Annotated in this window: 15 protein-coding genes; 7 read left to right on the top strand and 8 right to left on the bottom strand. The window is 68.4% G+C overall.

The window, feature by feature from the left end:
- The first annotated feature begins 38 nt into the window (after window positions 1-38).
- Together OGL92_RS03780 and OGL92_RS03775 are read left to right on the top strand one after the other, a co-directional pair.
- Window positions 39-3,557 carry a transporter substrate-binding domain-containing protein gene (locus tag OGL92_RS03780; RefSeq protein WP_263140646.1) on the top strand — a complete coding sequence of 1,173 codons (3,519 nt, stop codon included), beginning with the start codon at window positions 39-41 and terminating at the stop codon, window positions 3,555-3,557.
- A gap of 102 nt (window positions 3,558-3,659) precedes the next feature.
- On the top strand, window positions 3,660-4,856 hold the full coding sequence (locus OGL92_RS03775) for an HD domain-containing phosphohydrolase (protein ID WP_263140644.1): 1,197 nt from the start codon (window positions 3,660-3,662) through the stop codon (window positions 4,854-4,856).
- An 11-nt stretch (window positions 4,857-4,867) separates the two neighbouring features.
- Here the strand turns inward: OGL92_RS03775 and OGL92_RS03770 are convergent, their stop codons facing one another.
- Both OGL92_RS03770 and OGL92_RS03765 read right to left on the bottom strand, forming a co-directional pair.
- The gene (locus tag OGL92_RS03770; protein ID WP_263140643.1) at window positions 4,868-5,155 is read right to left on the bottom strand and encodes a DUF2218 domain-containing protein; all 288 of its coding nucleotides are present in this window, start codon (window positions 5,153-5,155) and stop codon (window positions 4,868-4,870) included.
- A gap of 69 nt (window positions 5,156-5,224) precedes the next feature.
- A complete protein-coding gene (locus tag OGL92_RS03765; protein WP_263140640.1) occupies window positions 5,225-5,863 on the bottom strand; it encodes an NAD(P)-dependent oxidoreductase in 639 nt (212 codons plus the stop codon).
- Between the two features lie 111 nt (window positions 5,864-5,974).
- On the opposite strand from OGL92_RS03765, the gene OGL92_RS03760 reads away from it, so the two are divergent.
- The 4 genes from OGL92_RS03760 (at window position 5,975) to OGL92_RS03745 (ending at window position 9,483) form a co-directional block, all read left to right on the top strand.
- Window positions 5,975-6,868 (top strand): LysR family transcriptional regulator, encoded by an 894-nt coding sequence (locus OGL92_RS03760; protein WP_263140637.1) that lies wholly within the window; start codon window positions 5,975-5,977, stop codon window positions 6,866-6,868.
- Between the two features lie 81 nt (window positions 6,869-6,949).
- Window positions 6,950-7,840 (top strand): PA4780 family RIO1-like protein kinase, encoded by an 891-nt coding sequence (locus OGL92_RS03755; protein ID WP_263140635.1) that lies wholly within the window; start codon window positions 6,950-6,952, stop codon window positions 7,838-7,840.
- 126 nt (window positions 7,841-7,966) lie between these two features.
- Entirely contained in the window at window positions 7,967-8,431 is a 465-nt protein-coding gene (gene bfr, locus OGL92_RS03750) for a bacterioferritin (RefSeq protein WP_263140630.1), read from the top strand.
- Between the two features lie 170 nt (window positions 8,432-8,601).
- Window positions 8,602-9,483, top strand: a complete 882-nt coding sequence (locus OGL92_RS03745) for an EamA family transporter (RefSeq protein WP_263140627.1) — start codon at window positions 8,602-8,604, stop codon at window positions 9,481-9,483.
- Between the two features lie 220 nt (window positions 9,484-9,703).
- On the opposite strand, the gene OGL92_RS03740 is transcribed toward OGL92_RS03745, so the two are convergent.
- The 5 genes from OGL92_RS03740 to OGL92_RS03720 form a co-directional block, all read right to left on the bottom strand.
- Window positions 9,704-12,100: a TonB-dependent siderophore receptor gene (locus OGL92_RS03740; RefSeq protein WP_263140625.1), complete on the bottom strand. Its 2,397-nt coding sequence runs from the start codon at window positions 12,098-12,100 to the stop codon at window positions 9,704-9,706.
- Window positions 12,101-12,255: 155 nt separating this feature from the next.
- The gene (gene cueR, locus OGL92_RS03735) at window positions 12,256-12,705 is read right to left on the bottom strand and encodes a Cu(I)-responsive transcriptional regulator (RefSeq protein WP_263140623.1); all 450 of its coding nucleotides are present in this window, start codon (window positions 12,703-12,705) and stop codon (window positions 12,256-12,258) included.
- On the bottom strand, window positions 12,702-15,101 hold the full coding sequence (locus OGL92_RS03730) for a heavy metal translocating P-type ATPase (protein ID WP_263140621.1): 2,400 nt from the start codon (window positions 15,099-15,101) through the stop codon (window positions 12,702-12,704). The genes cueR and OGL92_RS03730 overlap by 4 nt, the downstream gene beginning before the upstream one ends.
- Before the next feature lie 63 nt (window positions 15,102-15,164).
- Window positions 15,165-15,695: a cytochrome b gene (locus OGL92_RS03725; protein WP_263140620.1), complete on the bottom strand. Its 531-nt coding sequence runs from the start codon at window positions 15,693-15,695 to the stop codon at window positions 15,165-15,167.
- A gap of 195 nt (window positions 15,696-15,890) precedes the next feature.
- Window positions 15,891-16,286 (bottom strand): hypothetical protein, encoded by a 396-nt coding sequence (locus OGL92_RS03720; RefSeq protein ID WP_263140618.1) that lies wholly within the window; start codon window positions 16,284-16,286, stop codon window positions 15,891-15,893.
- 162 nt (window positions 16,287-16,448) lie between these two features.
- On the opposite strand from OGL92_RS03720, the gene OGL92_RS03715 reads away from it, so the two are divergent.
- Window positions 16,449-16,646, top strand: a complete 198-nt coding sequence (locus tag OGL92_RS03715; RefSeq protein ID WP_263140616.1) for a cation transporter — start codon at window positions 16,449-16,451, stop codon at window positions 16,644-16,646.
- 31 nt (window positions 16,647-16,677) lie between these two features.
- On the opposite strand, the gene OGL92_RS03710 is transcribed toward OGL92_RS03715, so the two are convergent.
- Window positions 16,678-17,310, bottom strand: coding sequence for a TetR family transcriptional regulator (locus OGL92_RS03710; protein WP_263140613.1), 633 nt, complete (start codon window positions 17,308-17,310; stop codon window positions 16,678-16,680).
- Between the last annotated feature and the right edge of the window lie 21 nt (window positions 17,311-17,331).

The following is a 17,331-nucleotide window of genomic DNA, read 5'->3' as shown; positions in this document are numbered from 1 at the left end:
ATGGGGGCGCCAGGCCGGCGCGGGAATGAGGGCATGGCATGACGGGAATCGGCACACGTGTGGGGCTCGGGGCCTGCCTGTGGGTATGGCTGGCGCTGGCCTTCGCCTCGTTGGCCCCGCTCCAGCCGCCGCTCAGCGTGGGCGAACGGGCGTTGCTGGCCGCGCAGGCGCCGTTGCGGGTCGGCGTGGTGAAGGGCGGCTGGCCGCCGTTCGAGCTCTACCGAGAGGGGCGTTTCCAGGGGATCAGCGCCGAATACCTGGAGCGGGTCGCGCAACACCTGGGGCTGCGCCTGGAGACCGTGCCCCTGGCGAGTTGGGAGGAGGCGCAACAGGCCATGCGCGACGGCCGCGTCGACCTGTTGACCTCCATGGCCCGCACTCCCCGGCGCGAGGCCTCGCTGGTGTTCAGCACGCCTTACCTGAATAGCAGCAACCTGATCGTCGCCCGCCGTAACAGTGCCCTGCAGGGAGTCGAGGACCTGGCCGGCAAGCGAGTGGCCATCGAGCGCGGCTATGTCCTGCAGGACGAGCTCGCCGCCCGCGTACCCGGTATCCGTCTGGTGGTGCGCGAGGATACCGAGGCCGCCTTGCGTACCCTGATGGCCGGCGAAGCCGACGCCTATGTCGGCGACGCCATCGTCGCGCGTTACCTGATCGGCGAGTTCACCCTGAGCGACCTGGAGCTTCGCGGCGAGGTCGGCTTCGGTGCCAGCGAACTGCGTTTCGCCCTGCGCCGCGACCTGGCGCCCCTGGTGCCGCTGATCGACCGCGCGCTGGCGAGCCTGAGCCGCGACGAGCGCCTGGCGATCCAGGAGCACTGGCTGCCGCCGCTGACCGAGTTCAATTGGAGCAAGGCGGCCCAGGTCGCCTGGCCCTACGCGTTGGCGCTGGCGGCGCTGATCCTCCTGGTGCTGCTGTGGAACCGCTGGCTCAGCGTGCAGATCGTCGAGCGGCGCCGGGCGGAGGCGGAAGCGCGGCGCCAGCGCAGCATGTTGCTGGCGTTGCTCGACGCGATACCCGACCCGATCTGGTACAAGGACCCGCAAGGTCGCTACCTGGGGATGAACCAGGCGTTTGCCGACCTGCTCGGGCGGCCCATCGAGGAACTGATCGGCGCCGACGACCGCCAGCTGTTCGGCGGCTGGCGCGCCCAGGACGCCATGGCCCGCGACCTGGCGGCGATGTCGGTGAGCGTGCCCCTGGAGGACGAGGTCTGGCTGACCTACCCGAACGGCCGCCGGGTGCTGTTCGACAGCCTGCTCAACGCCTTCCACGACGAGCGCGGCGCGTTGCTCGGCACCGTCGGGGTGAGCCGCGACATCACCGCGCGCAAGCAGAGCGAGGAAGCCCTGGAGCGGGCCAAGGAACTGGCCGAGGAGGCCGCGCGGCTGAAGACCCGCTTCCTCGCCAATATGAGCCACGAGATACGCACCCCGCTCAACGCCATCATCGGCATGTCCCACCTGTCCCTGCAGACCGCCCTGGAACCGCGCCAGCGCGATTACCTGAACAAGATCCAGCAGGCCGGCCAGCACCTCCTGGCGATCCTCAACAACGTTCTCGACCTGTCCAAGATCGAGGCCGGCAAACTGATCGTCGAGCGCATCGAGTTCGATTTGCAGGCGGTGCTGGAGAACCTCTCCGGGCTGATCGGCGACCGCGCCACGGCCAAGGGCTTGGAACTGCACTTCAACGTCGACCCGCAGGTGCCCTTGCAGTTGATCGGCGATCCGCTGCGGATCGGGCAGATCCTGATCAATTTCAGCAACAATGCGGTGAAGTTCACCGAACGCGGCGAGATCGAGGTGATCGTGCGCGGCGAGGCCCTGGAGCACGACCGCCTCACCCTTTACCTCGCCGTGCGCGACACCGGCGTCGGCCTCGCTCCCAGCCAGGTGAACCGCCTGTTCGAGTCCTTCCAGCAGGCCGACGACTCCACCACGCGGCAGTACGGCGGCACGGGGCTCGGGCTGGCGATCAGCAAGAGCCTGGCCGAAGCCATGGGCGGCAGTGTCGGGGTCGACAGCCGGCCCGGCGACGGCAGCCTGTTCTGGTGCCGCCTGCCCCTCGGCATCGCCCCGCACCAGCCCCGCGAGCGCCAGACGCTGCCGGACCTGCGGGGACGGCGCGCCCTGGCGGTCGAGGACGCTGCCCGCGACCGTCCGGTGCTGCGCGATCTGCTCGCCTCCCTCGGCCTGCGCGCGGAGGTGGTGGGTTCGGGGCGCCAGGCGCTGAGCGAAGTCTGGCAGGCGGCCCTGGGCGGCGATCCCTTCGAGGTGCTGCTGATCGACCGGCGCAGCGCCGACCTGGACGGGGCCGAGGTGGCACGGCGCGTGCTCGCGCTGGAGTTGGACCCACCGCCGCGCCTGCTGCTGGTCACCGCCCACGAGCGCGACGCGGTGGCGGAGGCGGCGCGCCAGGCGGGAATCGAGGAAATCCTCACCAAGCCCCTGAGCGTGCCGACCCTGTACGAAGCGCTGATGCGCAGCCTGGGCGTCGCCGCCAGTCCCGAATGGCGTCCGCCCCTGGACGATCCCGGCCCGGCCGGGATGCACGACGCGCGCGTCCTCCTGGTGGAGGACAACGCCCTCAACCGCGAAGTGGCCGGCGAACTGTTGCAGCAACTCGGCCTGCGCATCGACTTCGCCGAGGACGGCGAGCAGGCCGTGCAGCGCCTGCGCGAATGCGCCGCCGGCGAGTACGCCCTGGTGTTGATGGACATGCAGATGCCGCGCCTGGACGGGGTCGGGGCCACCCGCACCCTGCGCCGCGAACCGCGGTTCCGCAACCTGCCGATCGTGGCCATGACCGCCAACGCCGACGCGGCGGACCGCGAACGCTGCCTGGCCGCCGGGATGAACGACCACCTGGCCAAGCCCATCGAGCCGGAACTGCTGCGCCGCACCCTGGCCCGCTGGTTGACGCTGCCGAAGCTCGACGCCGTGATGGACGAGGCCGCCTCTTCGCTGCGCCTGCCCGGGGTGGACGTGGCCAGCGGTCTACGCCGGGTGCTGGGCAAGGGCAAGGCCTACCGCCGCCTGCTGCAGCGTTTCCTCGAGTCGCAGCACGACTTCCCCGAACGACTGCGCGCCTGTCTGCAGGCCGGGCGCCTCGACGAAGCCGAGCGGCTGGCCCACAGCTTCAAGGGGGCGGCGGGGAATCTGGGCGCCCTCGAGTTGCAGGAACAGGCCGAGCGGCTGGAGTGGGCGCTGAAGAAGGGGCTCCCGGCGGACGAGGTGGAAACCTTGCTCCAGCCCCTGAGTCCTACCCTACACGCCTTGCTGCGGGCGATCGAAAGCCAGTTGCAAGGCGCGCCCGATGCGCCGCCGCAGGACGTCGACGAGGCGGCCTTGCAGGTGCTCTGCGAACGCCTGGCGGAATTGCTCGACGATGACGATCCCCGCGCCGGGCATCTGTTCGAAGCCCAGGGCGGCTTGCTGCGCAGTGCCTTCGCCAGCGATTACGGCGCCCTGGCGGGCGCCTTGCACGGCTATGCCTTCGACCGGGCGCTGGCGATCCTGCGTGAAGCCGCGGCGCGCCGCGGACTGACGTTGTAGCCGCGCGGTCGGGACGGGCGAGGCGGCGGATAGGCAAGGCGGTCCGGCGGAACACCGCCGGGTGCGATATTCAACCCAGGAGGCGCGGCAACGCGGACGCCAATGGAAGACATGCTCGACAGACCCGACCAACCGGCGATTCTGGTGGTGGACGACACCCCCGAGAACCTCGAGCTGATGAGCGAGTTGCTGTTGCTCGACGATTACCGGGTCAAGGTCGCCAGCAGCGGCACCAGTGCCCTGCGGATCGCCCTGGAAATCCCCCAGCCGGACCTGATCCTGCTGGACATCATGATGCCCGGCATGGACGGCTACGAGGTCTGCCGGATGCTCAAGGGCAACCCGCTCACCACCGCCATCCCGGTGATCTTCCTCACCGCCAAGAGCGCGATGGAGGACGAGCAACTGGGCCTCGACGTCGGCGCGGTGGACTACATCGCCAAGCCGATCAGCCCGCCGGTGGTGCTGGCGCGGGTGAAATCCCACCTGCAGCTCAAGGCCACCGCCGACTTCCTGCGCGACAAGAGCGAATACCTGGAGCTGGAAGTGAAGCGCCGGACCCAGGAAATCCAGCGTCTTCACGATGCCACTATCGAGGCCATGGCTGCCCTGGTGGACATGCGCGACAGCCCCGGCGGGCGGCGCCTGCTGCGCATCGAGCGCTACGTCTGCCTGCTGGCCGAAGCTTTGATCCGACGCGACGGTTTCGTCGGCGAGCTGGGGCTGGAGGACATCGAGGTGCTGGGCAAATCGGCGCTGCTCCACGATATCGGCAAGGTCATCCTGCCCGATCGCGTGCTGCTCAACCCCGGCGCGCTGGATGCCGAGGACCTGGCGATCCTCCATCGCCACCCGCTGGCGGGGCGCGATGCGCTGCTGATGGCGGAGCGACGCTTCGGCGGTTCGGCGGATTTCCTGCATTACGCCAAGGAAATCACCTATGGCCACCACGAGCACTGGGACGGCAGCGGCTTCCCCCAGGGGTTGCGCGGCGAGGCCATCCCGCTGTCGGCGCGGATCGTCACTCTGGCCTATCACTACGACCGCCTCACCAGCCGTCACCCCTATCATTCGCCGCTGGCGCCGGAAGAGGCGGCCCTTCAGATCGAGGCCGGCAGCGGCAGCCTGTTCGATCCGCAACTGGTCGAGGTGTTCGCCGAGGTGACCGAGCAATTCGCGGTGATCGCCCGGCACCTGGCCGATACCGATCGCTCGCTGAACAACGGCTTGCAGCGGATCGAGCAGTCCCTCGCCGAGACCATCGAGCTGGAGCCTCCGCCGCCGTCAGCGGAGGCCTGACGCGGCGCCGGTTACGCCGGCCGCCAGTCCAGGGCTAGGGCTTCCTGCCAGGCGAAGCGCTCGAAATGGCTGGCGAGGACCTGCTTGAGCCTCTCCAGGTCCTCCAGGTTGGAGCTGTCCGCCCGCAGGCTCAGCCCATTGGCCTGCGCGCGTAGCGAACCGACGCCGAAGGCGAATTCGATGCGACCCTGCTGGTCGTCATGGGTTACCGGGATTTTGTGGGCGAAGTGCTTGCACAGGCGCCCGATATAGCGGGCCGGGCGATCGGTGACGACGAGGGCGATGGCGCTGTAGGTCATGGGGTTTTCCTTGGCAGAGGACGGGGCCGGGCGCGCCGCCGAGGGTGGCGCGCGCCCTGGGTGGGTCGATCAATAGCCGACGGTGAAGCGGCGGCGCCTGTGCTGCGGATGCTCGGTTTCGTCGAGCAGCGCCACGGCCAGGTCGGCCACCGAGATATGCGCCGGCTGCTCGCCCGCCATCAGCAACTCGTCGCCGCCCAGGCGGAAACGACCGCTGCGCGCGCCCGGCTCGAGGCGTGCGGGAGGCGAAAGGAAGGTCCAGTCGAGACGGGTTTCCGCTTGCAGCGCGTTCAGGGCCTGGCGGGCGCCCTCGGCACCCTCCTTGTAGGCGGCCGGGAAGCCCTCGCTGTCGATCAATTGCAGGCTCGGCGCGACGTACAGGCTGCCGGCGCCCCCGACCATCAGCAGGCGCACACCCGCCTGGCGGCTGGCGTCGATGATCGCCTGGCTGCCGCGGACGAACAGCGCGCGGATGTCCGCCTCCGCCCAGCCGGGGTTGAAGGCGCTGAGCAGAGCCTCGTGGCCGGCGAGCAGGGTGGCCAGGGCGGAGCTGTCGTAGGCGTCGCCGCGGACGACGGTGAGGTTCGGATGCTGCGAGAGTTTTTCCGGGTGGCGGGCGATGGCCGTGACCTGATGGCCGCGGTTCAAGGCTTCTTCGAGCAGTGCGGCACCGACGAAACCGGTGGCACCGATAAGGGCGATTTTCATGGAGAACTCCGGGCACTAGGGTGCGTCAAGGAAAGAGGTCGCTATGATCGCAATGGGCAATGCGCGGAAAAAGCGGCTAAAACGCCTTGCACAGTTAAGCGGAGCTTCACAATGCAGCAGCTCAAACGCATGGTGGTATTCGCCACCGTGGTGGAAAAAGGCAGCATGGTGGCGGCCGGCGAAGCCCTCGGCATGTCGGCTTCGGCGGTCAGCCAGCAGATCCGCAAGCTGGAAGCCAGCACCCAGGTCAGCCTGTTGCACCGCACCACCCGCAAGCTGACCCTGACCGAGGCGGGTGCGATCTTCTATCGCAGTTGCGCGGAGGTGCTGGAGCACGCGCGCCAGGCCGAGCAACGCATGGCCGAGTTGCGCGATGCGCCGGTGGGCGAGCTGCGCATCGCCGCGCCGGTGGGGTTCTCCGGGCGGCCGATGACCGACGCCCTGGCGCCGTTGTTGCAGGCCCATCCCGGGCTGAGCCTGCGGCTGTTCTTCCAGGACGAACAGATCGACCTGATCGAGCAGCGCATCGACCTGGCGATCCGCGTCGGCCAGCTCGACGATTCGAGCCTGGTGGCGCGGCACCTGGGCGACGCCTCGATGCTGCTATGCGCGTCCCCGGCCTATCTGGACGCCCGGCCGCCGATCCAGCGTCCGGAACAGTTGCTCGGCCTGGACTGGCTGAGCCTGGGCGACGAACGCCCGGCCCAGCAATTGGCGCTGCGGCATGCCGGCAGCGGCGAGCGGCAACGGTTGCGCATCGAGAGCCGGGTGGTCTGCAACAACATCCTCTCGTTGCGCCAGTTCACCCTGGCGGGCATGGGCGTTTCGTTGCAACCGCAGATGGAAATCCGCGAGGAACTGGCCAGCGGCCGTCTCCAGGTGCTGCTGCCGGAGTGGCATTTACCGGCGCTCGGCATCTACATTGTCACGCCCCGGCGCGACGCGCAGCCGGCGAAAGTACGCTATGCGATCGCGGCCTTGCGCCACAGTCTGCTCAGCGACTGAAGCGCACCCCGTGCGGCAGGCGGCGGATTGCCGTATAACGTCCGGCAGAACCGGCGAAGCAAGGACCCCGAACGAAAGCGCATGAAGACTCCAAAACGCATCGAACCCCTGGTCGAAGACGGTCTGGTCGACGAAGTACTGCGCCCGCTGATGAGCGGAAAGGAAGCCGCCGTGTACGTCGTGCGCTGCGGCGACAAGCTGCGCTGCGCCAAGGTCTACAAGGAAGCCAACAAGCGCGGTTTCCGCCAGGCCGCCGAGTACCAGGAAGGCCGCAAGGTCCGCAACAGCCGCGACGCCCGTGCCATGGCGAAGGGCTCCAAGTACGGGCGCAAGGAACAGGAGGACGCCTGGCAGAACGCCGAAGTGGCCGCCCTGTTCCGCCTGGCGAATGCCGGCGTGCGGGTGCCCAAGCCCTACGACTTCCTCGATGGCGTGCTGCTCATGGAGCTGGTCACCGACGGCGCCGGCGACGCCGCGCCGCGTCTCAACGACGTCGACCTGCTGCCCGAGGACGCCCGGGAGTTCCATGCCTTCATGATCGGCGAGATCGTCAAGATGCTCTGCGCCGGCCTGGTACATGGCGACCTCTCGGAATTCAACGTGCTGCTCGACCCCTCGGGCCCGGTGATCATCGACCTGCCCCAGGCGGTGGACGCGGCGGGGAACAACCACGCGCTGCGCATGCTGGAGCGGGACGTCGGCAACATGACCGCCTACTTCGGGCAGTTCGCCCCCGAGCTGCTCGGTACCCGCTACGCCCGGGAAATGTGGGCGTTGTACGAGGCCGGCCTGCTCACTCCCGACAGCGTGCTCACCGGCGAATACGACGAGCCGGAGGAGAGCGCGGACGTCGAGGCGGTGATGCGCGAGATCAAGGATGCGCTGGCCGAGCAGGCGCGGCGCGAAGCCGCCCGTGCCGAGGAAGATGCGCCGGCCGAGCGCGAGCCTCCGCCGCCGCCCTGGCAGCAGTGACCTTCCCTGGTCGGCCCGATGCGGGCCGACGACCGCACACCGGTAAGCCGCCGGCGCTTGACCCCGGTCAGCACGCGCAGGATGCTTTCGCCGTTGAATCGATTTTTTTCCCAAAGGACTCATGACATGCAAGGTCAGGCGGAAGTCGTCGAATACCTCAAGGATCTGCTGCGCGGCGAGCTGGCCGCGCGGGATCAGTATTTCCTGCATTCGCGGATGTACGCGGACTGGGGCTTCGGCAAGCTCTACGAGCGGATCAATCACGAGATGGAAGAGGAGACCCAGCACGCCGATGCGCTGCTGCAACGCATCCTGTTCCTGGAAAGCACCCCGGACATGACGCCCAAGCCGCTGAACGCCGGCAGCACGGTGCCGGAGATGCTGCGCAACGACCTGATGCTGGAGTACGAAGTGCGCGCCGCCTTGAGCAAGGGCATCGCCCTCTGCGAGCTGCACCGCGACTACCCGAGCCGGGACATCCTGCAGGCGCAGCTCAAGGATACCGAGGAAGATCACGCCTACTGGCTGGAGCAGCAGCTCGGCCTGATCGACCGCATCGGCCTGGAAAACTACCTGCAAGCCCAGTCCTGAGCCGCGCGCCGGTCATCGGCGTCCCGGGCGGGAAGCGCCGCCCCGGCGCAGGGGCGGAGCGGACCGCGCGCGCTTTCCGGCGCGCGCCGGCTTCTGTTACTCCTCAGCTGTATCCATAGGCTTTGCGGCGGGGCTGCTAAGGTGCACCGGCATTTTTGCCGGAGTTTCCCATGTCTTTTCCGCATATCCTGCTCGCCTTGCTGGTCACCCTCATCTGGGGCGTGAACTTCGTCGTCATCAAGGTCGGCCTGCACGACTTCCCGCCCTTGCTCTTCTGCGCGCTGCGCTTCGCCCTGGCGGCTCTGCCGCTGCTGATCCTGCGTGGACCGATGCCGGCGCCGTTCTGGCGCATCGTGCAGATCGGCGTGTTGCTCGGGGTGATCAAGTTCGGCCTGTTGTTCGTCGGCATGCACCTGGGCATGCCGGCCGGGCTGTCGTCCCTGGTGCTGCAAAGCCAGGTGTTCTTCACCGTGCTGATCGCCGCCCTGGTGCTCGGCGAGCGTCCCAGCCGGCGCGCCTGGTGCGGGTTGGTGCTGGCCGCGGGCGGCCTGCTGCTGATCGCCAGCGAGCGGCCCCTGGGCGATAGCCTGCTGGCGTTCTCTCTGGTGGTGGTCGCGGCCCTGGCCTGGGCCTTCGCCAATATCGCCACCAAGCGCTCCGGTGCACAGGACATGCTGCGCCTGATCTGCTGGGTGAGCCTGATCCCGCCCTTGCCGCTGCTGGCCCTGTCCTGGGTGTTCGAAGGACCCGAGGCGATCCTCGGCGCCATGCGCGGGATCACCTGGAGCGGGGTCGGCGCCTTGCTGTACATCGCGTTCTTCGCCACCACCGTGGGCTTCGCGCTGTGGAGTTTCCTGCTGCGTCGCTACCCGGCCAGCCTGGTGGTGCCGTTTTCCCTGGCGGTGCCGATTTCCGGACTGCTGTGCGGCTGGCTGCTGCTGGACGAGCAACTGAGTACCCGCGCCCTGCTGGCCTGCGGGCTGGTGTTCGTCGGGCTGGCGATTACCATCCTGCCGGCCCAGTTGTGGCGACGGAAACGCGCCGCGCTCTGACGAAGGGCCTCCTGCTTCGCGCGCTGGGCGAAGAGGGCAACCGGGGAGCCATGGACGGAACCCTTCGTTCGCGGCCCAGGGCTCCGGGCGTTGGCTGGCGAAGCCGCCGAGCGCAGGGGATCGATACGGAGGGGATCGAGCGAGGCGCCCGCGTTCGAAGCGGGCGGCGGGTCGTCGCCGATGGGAAGGCCGGTCGGCCTCCCCCTCGGTCATCGGTGGGTTACAGCGACCACTTCACCGTCAGCATCGCGTTGCGCGGTTCGCCGTAGATCATGTTGGTGTTGCCGCCGATCCCTGAGTAGTAGCGCTTGTCGAGGACATTGTTGAGGTTCAGGCGCGTGTCGACGTGCTCGCTGACCTTGTAGCCGACCATCATGTCCACCAGGGTGTAGGCGTCCTGCTCGACCCGCCAGGCGCTGCTCCCCGCTCCGCCTTCGTTGTAGATGGCGTTCTGCGCGTTGAGGCTGCCGCCGACGCGCCAGCGTTCCAGGTCGCCGGGCAGGGTGTAGGTGGTGGAGAGCTTGAACAGGTGGCGCGGCTGGTCGGTGTCGAACAGCTTGCCTTCGTTGGCCTTGTTGGTGTCCTTCTTGTACTTGGCTTCGACGTAGGTGTAGCCGGCGCTCAATTGCCAGTGGTCCGTCAGGGCGCCGGTCAGCTCCATGTCGATGCCCTGGCTGCGCACCTTGCCGGCCGCTTCGTAGCAACTGACGGCCGGGTAGCCGGGGCAGTTGAACGCTTGGTCGTCGAGCAGCTTGGCGCGGTTTTCCTGGTCGACCTGAAACAGCGCGGCGCTGGCGTTCAGGGCGCCGTCGAAGTAGGCGCCCTTCAAGCCGACCTCGTAGTTCTTGCCGGTCATCGGCTCGATGACCTCGCCGCTGATGTCCACGTTGTTCTGCGGCTTGAAGATATCGGTGTAGCTGGCGTAGACCGAGTAGGTGTCGTTCAGGTCGTAGATGACGCCGGCGTAGCGGGTGACGTTGCGGGTGATGGTGTAACCGTTCTGCGGCTTGGTCACGTTGTTGCTCATGTTCTCGCCTTCGTAGTCATACCAGTCCAGGCGGCTGCCCAGGATGACTTTCAACGGGTCGGCGAGGTTGAGGCGGGCGGTGGCGTACACGCCGTTCTGCTCGGCGTCGGTCTTCAGGCCCCAGCCGCGTAGGTAGTAGTTGGGTTTGGCGACGCTGCCGGAGTCCCAGCGGAAGGGGTCGAAATTGGTCGAGGTGGTGCCGAAGCCGCCGTGGCCGTCGAAGGATTCCTCGCGATTGCTCGCGCCGATCACCAACTCGTGGGTACGGCCGAGCAACTGGAAGGGGCCGGAGGCGTAGGCGTCGTAGCTGTCGTGGTCGTTGGTGTAGATGTAGCGACCGCTGCCCTGGGTGAGGGTGTCGCCGGAGTAGCCCAGGTAGGAGCCGAGCATGTCGATGCGGCCCCACAGCTTGCTGCCGGCCAGGCGCATTTTCCAGCCGTTGTCGAAGCGATGCTCCAGTTCGCTGAAGAGGAAGGTATTGGTGGTGTCCCAGTAGGCCCAGTCGCTGCCCATGTAGGCCGAGCGCGACAGGTGCAGGTCGCTGCCGTCGCGGGCGGTGGGCAGGCCGCCCCAATCGGAGCCCTTGTTGTCGTTCTGGTAGGACGCGCCGACGGTCAGGGTGGTGGCGTCGGTCAGGTCGGCCTCGCCGATGGCATAGAGCAGGCCGCGCTGGCTTTCCCCGACGTCCTGGTAGCTGTCCTTGTCCTGGTAGGCGCCGACGACCCGCCCGCGCAGGCTGCCCGAGTCGTTGAGCGCGCCCGAGACGTCCAGTTCGGTGCGATAAGAGTCCCAGGTGCCGGCGCTGCCGGTGACGCTCGCTTGCGGGGTGACGGTCGGGCGCTTGCGCACCAGGTTGATCGCCGCCGCCGGGTTGCCGGCGCCCTGCATCAGGCCGGTGGCGCCGCGGACGATTTCCACGCGGTCGTACATCGCCATGTCGGCGGCGGAGATCACGTCCTGGGTGTAGGTGGAGAGGCTGGTGGGCAGGCCGTCGTACATGATGTTGTCGACGGTGAAGCCGCGGGCGACGAAACGCTGACGCTCCGGGCCGTATTTCTGCAGGGTCACCCCGGTGGTGTTCTTCACCACGTCGTTGAGGTTGTTCATCGCCTGGTCGTCCATGCGCTGGCGAGTGATCACGGTGACCGACTGCGGGGTCTCGCGGACCGACATGTTCAGCTTGGTGGCGGTCTGCATGGCGCCGGTGGTGTAGGAGCGGCTGCCTTCGGTGATCGCACTGCCGGCCACGTCGGCCTGGCCGGTGACGTTGACGCTCTGCAATTGCATGGCGTCCGGCTCGGTCGCCGAGACGCTGGCGATGCCGCCTTGCAGGCTGCCGTTCAGACCGGAACCGGCGAGCAGTTGCGCCAGGGCCTGCTGCGGTTCGAGCCGGCCTTGCACGGCCGGAGCCTGGCGACCGGCGACTTCGCTTTGGGAGAAGGCGACTTTCAGGCCGGTTTCCTGGCCGAAGCGGACCAAGGCATCGGCGAGAGGCTGGGCCGGCAGGTCGATCTCGACCGGAGCGGCCCAGGCGTTCGCGGAGAGTCCCAGGGCCAGGGCGGCCAGGGTGTTGAGCGTATGAGTGCGCATGGGGATTCCTGGTATTGGCAGTGCATCCCTGTCGTGTCCGAGCCGACCGCTCCAGTGACGGCGTTAGAACCGCTGCGTGCTACCAGGTGAAGAAAGGCGCCCGCATTGGGGGCGCAAGAGTAAAGTCTCGGTAAAAAGCTGTAAATAAGAATTCATTACATTTGACATTTCATGTCGTTCGTCAGCGATTCGCTTTTGCGCGTTTTCGCCTCGCAGCCGCCGCCGGCCAGGTCGCGGAGGATCGGGCAGTCCGGGCGCGCGTCGCCCTGGCAATGGCTGACCAGCTCGCTGAGGGTGTCGCGCAATCCGCTGAGCTCGGCGATCTTGCGGTTCAGCGTGTCGATATGGGCGCCGGCCAATGCCTTGACGTCGGCGCTGGCCCGCTGGCGGTCCTGCCACAGGGCCAGCAATTTGCCGACCTCTTCCAGGGCGAAGCCCAGGTCCCGGGCCCGCTTGATGAACGCCAGGACGTGCAGGTCGTCCGCCGCGTACTGGCGGTAGCCGCTCTCGCTGCGCCCGGCCGCCGGGAGCAGGCCGATGGCTTCGTAGTAGCGGATCATCTTGGCGCTGAGGCCGGACTGCCGGGCGGCTTGGCCGATGTTCATCGCGAGGCGTCCTCGAAGTGGGGTGTCCAGGTCTTCAGCAGCAGGGCGTTGCTCACCACACTGACGCTGGACAGTGCCATGGCGGCCCCGGCGAGCACCGGATTGAGCACGCCGAAGGCGGCCAGGGGGATACCCACCAGGTTGTAGACGAAGGCCCAGAACAGGTTCTGGCGGATCTTCTCGTAGGTGCGCCGGCTGATTTCCAGGGCCGCCGGCACCAGGCGCGGGTCGCCGCGCATCAGGGTGATTCCGGCGGCGTGCATGGCCACGTCGGTGCCCCCGCCCATGGCGATGCCGACGTCCGCCGCGGCCAGGGCCGGCGCGTCGTTGAGGCCGTCGCCGACCATCGCCACGCGGCGGCCCTGGGCGGTGAGCGAGGCGACGGTGGCCGCCTTGTCCGCCGGCAGCACCTCGGCGTGCACGTCCTCGATGCCCAATGCGTCGGCCACCACCCGCGCGCTGCCGCGGTTGTCGCCGGTGATCAGGTGATTGCGGATGCCCCGCGCCCTCAGCGTGGCGATGGCTTCCGCGGCGCCCGGCTTGAGCGAGTCGCCGAAGGCGAAGAGGCCGAGCAGGCGGGGCTGCGGGTGCAGCTCCAGCAGCCAGGACAGCGTGCGGCCCTCGGCTTCCCAGGCCGTGGCGGCGTCCAGCAGCGCGCCGGGCGCCTGGCGCTGCTCGTCCAGCAAGCGGCGATTGCCCAGGGCCAGCGCGCGCTCGCCGATGCGCCCCTGGATGCCACGGCCGGCGAGGGCCTGGCTGTCGGTCACGGCATCGAGGGTCAGGCCGCGTTCGGCGCAGGCGTCGAGCACGGCCTTGGCCAGCGGGTGCTCGCTACCCCGTTGCAGCGCGCCCGCCAAGGCCAGGGCCTGGGTTTCGTCGTCGGCGGCGAGGTGGATCAGGCGCGGCTCGCCCGAGGTGAGGGTGCCGGTCTTGTCGAAGGCCACGTCGGTCACCCGGTAGGCCACCTCCAGGGCGCCCGCGTCCTTGATCAGGATGCCGTGGCGCGCCGCCACGCCGGTGCCGGCCATGATCGCCGTCGGCGTGGCCAGGCCGAGGGCGCAGGGGCAGGCGATCACCAGCACGCTGACGGCGTTGATCAGCGCGTGCTCGAGCCCCGCCCCGGCCAGCAGCCAGCCGAACAGGGTGAGCAGGGCGATGCCGATCACCGTGGGGACGAACACCTCGCTGACCCGGTCCACCAGTTTCTGGATGGGCGCCTTGGCCGCCTGGGCGTCCTCCACCAGGCGGATGATCCGCGCCAGCACGCTTTCCGCGCCCAGGGCGGTGGCGCGCACCAGCAGGCGACCCTCGCCGTTGAGCGCGCCCCCGGTCACCGGGTCGCCGGGCGCCTTGGGCACCGGCAGGCTCTCGCCGCTGATCAGCGCCTCGTCGGCGTGGCTCTGGCCTTCGACCACCTCGCCGTCCACCGGAATCCGCTCGCCGGGCTTGACCCGCAACAGGTCGCCGAGCCGCAGGTCGGCGATGGCCACCTCTTCTTCCTCTCCCTCGCGGACCCGTACCGCACGCTCCGGGCGCAAGGCTTGCAGGGCGCGGATGGCATCGCCGGTCTGTCGCTTGGCGCGGCTCTCCAGGTACTTGCCCAGGCGCACCAGGGCGATCACCACCGCCGAGGCTTCGAAGTACAGGTGCGGCATGTGCCCCGGCATGGCGCGCCACCACAGGTACAGGCTCAGGCCGTAACCGGCGCTGGTGCCCAGGGCGACCAGCAGATCCATGTTGCCGGCGCCGGCGCGCACGGCGCTCCAGGCGGAGCGGTAGAACCGCGCGCCGAGGATGAACTGCACCGGCGTGGCCAGGGCGAACTGCACCCAGGCCGGCAGCATCCAGGGCAGGCCGAACCCGCCGGCGACCATCGGCACCACCAGCGGCAGGGAAAGCGCGAGGGCCAGGACGATCGCCCAGCGTTCGCGGTCGATCTTCTCGGCCGCCGGCGATGCGGGCGCCGATTCGGGCAGGCGGGCCTGGTAGCCGGCGGCTTGCACCGCGGCAATCAGGTCCGCCGGTTGGAGTGCGCCGAGGGTCTCGACGCGGGCTTTCTCGCTGGCCAGGTTCACGCTCGCCCGATGCACCCCGGGCACCTTGGCCAGGGCCCGTTCGACGCGGCCGGCGCAACTGGCGCAGGTCATGCCGTCGATGTTCAGTTCGAGCGATTGCAGCGGCACCGCGTAGCCGGCTTTTTCCACCGCCTGGAGCAGCGCGTCGGCGGCGTCCTCCGGGGCCAGGACGCGGGCGCGCTCGCTGGCCAGGTTGACGCTGGCGGCGCTGACGCCCGCTACCTGGCGCAAGGCGCGCTCGACGCGCCCGGCGCAGGAGGCGCAGGTCATGCCCTGGATGGGCAGGTCGAATTCGTGGGGGGCGGTGGCTGGGGTGGGCATAGGGCGTCCTCCGGAGAAGTCCACCCTATGGTCAGGCTTGCCGTCGTGGCAAGGTCAATCCCGTCAGCGCGGCTTGGCCACCGGCAGCATGCCGTGGAGGACGCCGTCGCGGCGGGCGTAGTGGTGCCAGAGCGCGATGCCGGCGTGTCCGAGGATCAAGGCGAACAGCAGGTATTGGGCGGTGACGTGGAATTGCTTGGCCAGGGCGCGGGTGCCGTCGGCCAGCGGCAACGGGCCGATTTCCACCAGCCAGAACAGGTTCACCGGGCGCTTGCCGAAGATCAGCCCGGTCAACGGCATGGCCAGCAGGAGCAGGTAGAGCAGGGCATGCCCGGCCTTGGCGGCGAATTGCTGGAAGCGTGCGTCGGTCGGCAGCAACTGCGGCGCGCCATGGCGCGCGCGCACCACCACCCGCAGCAGGGTCAGGAGCAGCACGGTCAGCCCGAGGGACTTGTGCAGGGTGAAGACCCCGCCCTCGCCGCCGAGGAAGGGTGCGAAGAAATCGCTGCCATAGGGCAGGGCGATGATCGTCAGGACCAACAGGGCGCTGAGCCAGTGCAGGGTGATTTGCGGGGTGGAATAGCGTGCGTGCATCGAAAAAGCTCCTCATCGTTCACAGGGAAGGCCGGCGGATGAACGCGCGCGGGAAAAAGCCCGCACAAATCCGGTCGGTCCGTTGCCCGCAAAGGACTCCCTGAAGCCGGACGGGGTTCCGCCGCGGCACCGGGAGATCCCGTGCAGGATGTTTTCGCGCCGCCCGTTGCGTTCCTTCCGGGCGAGCGCGACGGTTCACAGATTAGCCGGTACCAGGTACAGGCCGTTGGTATTCGCCGCGATGCGGTACTTGCGGATCTGTCCGGCGCGCAGGCTCACCGATTGCTGGCTGTATTGCTCGAAGCCGGAATTGCAGGCGCCCTGGCCGACAATGCCGAGGCGGATCAGGGTCTCGCCCGGCGGCAGGTTGAACGACACCGATTGACCCTGGTAGAGGCGCGCGGCCAGGCGATCCTGCACGTACAGGCCGATCTCGCAACTGGTGGAGACCTCCAGGCGGTCGCGGGTCACCATCAGCACTCCATAGTCGAAGTCGGTGGGCGTGTTGAGCGGCGCATAGGGGGCGTTCTCCGCGGCGGCGGACAGCGAGACGGCGAACAGGGCTGCGAGACTCGGACGGATCCAGCGCATGACAGGGCGACTCCGAAGGATGCGAAAGCGAAACCACAGGCTCAGCTTGGTCGAGTGTCGGGGCCTCGACAAGCCTCTTCGTGGGAACCGGTGCGGCGTCCCTTGACCTTACCCTCGTGTCAGGGTGAAAACTCCAGGGGTCATTCAAAAGAGGAATTCCCCATGCAAACGTTCAAGGTGCAAGGCATTTCCTGTGGCCACTGTGTGCGCAGCATCACCCAGGCGATCCAGGCGCTCGAGCCGTCCGCACAGGTGCAGGTGGATATCGCCGGCGGCGAGGTGAAGGTGGAGAGCGCGTTGAGCGCCGAGCGGATCGTCGCGGCGATCTCCGCCGAGGGCTACCCGGCCCGGGCCGCCTGAGCCGGGCCGGCGTGCCGTCGAGGCGCGCCGGTCAGGCGCCGGGACGGTCCCAGTCGCGGACCATCCCGCGGAACTGGATATCGAACAGGGCGCGGACGTCGAACTGCGAGCCGACCAGGTCGGCATCCCGCGTCCAGTCGGTGAACACCCCGATGATCAACGCGTGCAGCGAGCGCGCGCCGACCTGCGGGGTCACCCCCGGACGCAGGCGACCGATGCAATCCTTGCGTTTCAGCAGGTCCTCCACCATCGAGATGAAGGCGTTGATGAAGGCATTGTTGCGTTCCTCGGCCTCGCGCAGTTCGTCGGTGAACTCGCAGCGGTGCAGCAGGATGGTCAGGATGCGCCGTTTCTGCTGGTCCTGGACCAGGCCTTCGATCGATGCCACGCAGAGCTCGCGCAGGTTCCACAGCGGGTCCGCGCCGGCGCAGCCCGCCAGGCGCTCGGCCAACTGCTCCGGCGGCAGGCGGACTTGGTCGAGCATGGCGTGGAACAGGTGCGCCTTGTTCTGGAAGTGCCAGTAGACCGCTCCGCGCGTCACGCCCGCGGCACGGGCGATCTGTTCCAGGGTGGTGTGCGATACTCCCTTTTCCAGAAACAATTGCTCGGCGGCCGCCAGGATGGCGACACGGGTCTGTTCGGCTTGTTCTTTGGTTCGACGCATGCGGGGTTCCATCAGCGGATG

The sequence above is a fragment of the Pseudomonas sp. RIT-PI-AD genome, from assembly GCF_025642785.1.
Lineage (GTDB): Bacteria > Pseudomonadota > Gammaproteobacteria > Pseudomonadales > Pseudomonadaceae > Pseudomonas_T.
The sequence above is the reverse complement of the archived record's forward strand: the minus strand, read 5'-3'. Positions and strand labels throughout refer to the sequence as shown.